The 3492-nt window shown below is 72.6% G+C and carries 2 protein-coding genes and 1 pseudogene; all 3 read right to left on the reverse strand.

The features are described from left to right. Positions 1–90: pseudogene (locus ABTX62_RS05065) on the reverse strand (GntR family transcriptional regulator); the annotation flags it as partial. Positions 91–570: 480 nt separating this feature from the next. Then, positions 571–1206: an acetoacetate decarboxylase family protein gene (locus ABTX62_RS05070; protein ID WP_352114867.1), complete on the reverse strand. Its 636-nt coding sequence runs from the start codon at positions 1204–1206 to the stop codon at positions 571–573. Between the two features lie 99 nt (positions 1207–1305). Further along, positions 1306–3195, reverse strand: a complete 1890-nt coding sequence (locus ABTX62_RS05075) for an ATP-binding cassette domain-containing protein (protein ID WP_352114868.1) — start codon at positions 3193–3195, stop codon at positions 1306–1308. Between the last annotated feature and the right edge of the window lie 297 nt (positions 3196–3492).

Below are 3492 nucleotides of genomic sequence, written 5' to 3' on the forward strand. Positions count from 1 at the left end.
GGCGGCCGTGAGGAAGCGGACGCGCACGCCCTTGTACGGAGCGGACTCGATCAGGCGCAGGGACTCCAGCTCGCGCAGGGCCTCACGGACTGCTGCCGCGTCGCGGGCTGCGGCCTGTGGTGCCGGAGGCGTCCGCCCGAGCGGCCGGGCCGTGGCCGCGGTACTACGGCAGCCTCACCCTCTTCTCGCCCGCCCGGTACCGCTCCCTGACCCGGGATGCCGTTCCCCGGCGCCGACCGCGACCGCCACCCGCACCGCGACGAGGCCGTCGCCCACCTCACCGCCTACGCCGACCACGTGGACGCCGGCATCCGCACCAGCTGCCGCGTCACCGCGGTCCGCCGCACCGACGTCAGCTTCGCGGTGGAGCTGAAGGACGGCGGGCGACCGGAGGCCGCCACGACGGCGCGTGCGGACAGCGGGCGTTCGGACGTCCGCACCGGCCGGCGCTGCCGGGCCTTGAGGAGTTCACCGGGCAGACGCTCACCCTGGCGGCGGCCTTGGGGCCCGCCGCGCGTGGGACGTCCGGGTCCCGTCCACGACGGCATCGGCCGAGGGCCCGCTGTGCGCTCAGCTGCCCACCGTGCTGCGGAAGTCGCGCAGGGCAACGGACAGCAACGGCCGGTGCCGGGCAAGGACGGACAAGGGAGCCTCGGACTCAGTCGTGACGCGGCCGCGGCCCAGCCCCGGTCGCCCGCTGATCCGCATGGGGACGCGGCACACCGTGCCGTCGGACAACTGCTGGATCAGAAGGCCCCGGGCGGGCAGCCGGACCGGCAGCCGCAGCACGTCGCCGTAGGTGAAGCGGACAGGCGGAACGCCGGTGGCGGTCAGTTCCGCCCGGGCGCTCCCGCGGTCCGCGTGGAGCGTGATCGCGCCCAGCTCCTTCGGGATGCCCCACAGCGCCCGTCCCCCGGCCAGGGACCGTTCGTCGTCGACCCAGGCGGCCACGGTGCTGGCGGCGACGCGGTGCCCCTGACGTACGGCCAGGGCGATGAGGAACTCACGGTAGGCGAGGACACCGCCGGGCCGGTAGTCGACCCAGAAGGTGACCAGCGTGGCGCGGCGCCGCACGATCCACGGGTGGGCCCCGGAGGGGAGGGACCAAGGCGGCAGTTCGGCCGCGGGGACGCGCCACAGCGAGACGACCATGTCGCCGGTGAGGCGCCACGGCGAGGGAGGGAAGGGGACGGCCGGCTGCTCCATGGTGCGACCCCTTCCCTCGGCTCGGACGGGGCACGGGTGGCCGTGTCCGTCTCTGCTGCGATGGTGCCTGTGCGGAAGGACACGCGCAAAGGGCGCGGGTCAGCGGTCCTTGGCCAGTGCAACGAGTTCGGCGAACAGTCCGCCTGCGTGGACGAGGTCCTCGTAAGTCCCCTGCTCGACGACCCGGCCCTTGTCCATGACGAGGACGCGGTCGGCGAGGCGGGTGTTCTCCAGTTGGTGGGTGACGACGATCGTCACGCGCTCGGCGGCGATCCGCTTGATCTCCAGGAAGATGGCGTGCTCGCCACGGGCGTCCATCTGGGAGGTCGGCTCGTCCAGGATGAGGAGCGGTGTCCGGCGGTACAGGGCGCGTGCGCACACCAGGCGCTGCCACTGGCCGCCGGAGAGCTCGGCGCCGCCCCACAGTTCCTTCGCGAGGAGCGTGTCGAGCCGGCGGGGCAGTTTCTCGATCGCCTCGCGCATGCCGACGGCGTCGACCACGTCCCACACGGGACCGTCGTCGAACGTCTTCGGCTGTCCGAGAGTGATGTTCTCGCGGGCGCGCAGGGGCCAGCAGGCGAAGTTCTGCGGCACCAGCGCGGTTCGTTTCCACACGGCGTCGGGGTCGGCCCGGGCGAGGTCGACGCCGTCCCACAGCACGCGTCCCTTGTCGGCCAGGAGGATTCCGGTGATCAGCTTGGCGAGGGTGGACTTGCCCGAGCCGTTCTCACCGACGATCGCCAGGATCTCTCCCCGGCGGAGGGTGAGCGACACCCCGGCGACGGCCGGTTCGTCCTTGCCCGGGTACCGGTGGACGACCTCGTCGAGGCGGATCTCGTCGACGCGTTCGGGGATGGTCGACGCACCGCGCCGCGGGGCGCGTTCGGCGGCCAGATCGAGGAAGGCCCGCATGTCGGCCAGATAGAGCGAGGTGTGGAACATCGCGGCGCCGTGGATGACGAACTGGCCGAGCGCGGCGAGGGTGGTCTGCACGGCGACGACGGCTGTGGCGGCGACGGGCAGGGCGACCCGGCCACCGGAGGCCAGCCAGGCGAGGGTGGCCCAGGTGCACAGCAGGAACACTCCGCCCAGGGCGCTGGTGGCCAGCATGATGCGCAGCTGGCGCGGGGCGGCGGTGAGGGTGCGCTGATCGATGCGGTCGGACAGCGCCCGGTACCAGTGGATGAGATAGCCGGTCATGCCGTTGGCGCGTACCTCGTCGCCGTACCGGGAGTAGGTGGCCCACCAGCGCATCATCGAACGCACGTTGCGGTCACCGACGTTGAGGTAGTGGGTCTCGTAGTCGACGCGCGCGGACAGGACGGCTCCGGCGCCGGCCGGCAGGACGGCCAGGAGCAGCACGGGCAGCATCAGAGGGTGCAGTGCCGTGATGACTCCGCTCGCGGCGATCATGCGGATCAGGGCGGACAGGAACCGCTGGGCGTCCTGGACCATCAACCGGGTGCGGGTGACCCCGACTTCGGCGGCTTCCTGCCGGTCGGCGAAGCCGTCCTCGCCGTAGGCGGAGCTTTCCACCCGGCACACCGCGGCGACCAGGGCGATGTCCGCTTCGGTCGTCAGCAGGGGAGTGATGCGGCCGTCGGCGTAAGAGGCGAGGGCACCGCTGCCCCGGCCCACGGCCGCGGCTGCCGTCACCACGACGAGGGCGGGCAGTGCACCGTGCAGCCGTTCGGAAACAGCGCCACCGCCGAGGACGTGTGTCATGGCCTGCGCGGTGAACGCGAGGACGACGGCCGCCGCGAGGCCGGTGAGGAGCTGGCACGCGAGGAGCAGGGCGACTCCGGTCCTGTCCACGGCCCACGCCATCCGCGCGGTGTGCATGAGGACCGAGGGAAGGCGGCGGCACATCGCAGCGAAACCGGCGTCGGCCAGCGGGTTCTTGCCGTGCTTCCCGCCGAACGTGAGAGTCGCGGGTGGGGGAGGGGGCGGAGGGTTCTCGTCAGCGGTCGAGGTGTCGGTGGTCGTCACCCGGTTCCTCCCGGAGGTCCGTGCCGCGCCCGGACGGCTCGGCGGTGCACGGCCTAACGAGCGGTGCACGGCCTAACGACGTGGCGCCCGAATCGAACGCGCTCGATTCCGGACGTGCGGGGACCCTTGCCGCACAAGGGATCGACCGGGGCGGCTCGTTGCTGGGGCCGATCACGGGAGCGCGGGGTTGGCCGAATCGCGGAGGCTTGAAACGCCTGTGGCATGTGGGATTTCGGCGGCCTTCGGGCGGGGGGAAGCCGACCTCGGGTCATTGCCCCAGGCCGGGGGTGTCACCGC

It is taken from the genome of Streptomyces sp. NPDC096046 (assembly GCF_040303285.1).
Lineage (GTDB): Bacteria > Actinomycetota > Actinomycetes > Streptomycetales > Streptomycetaceae > Streptomyces.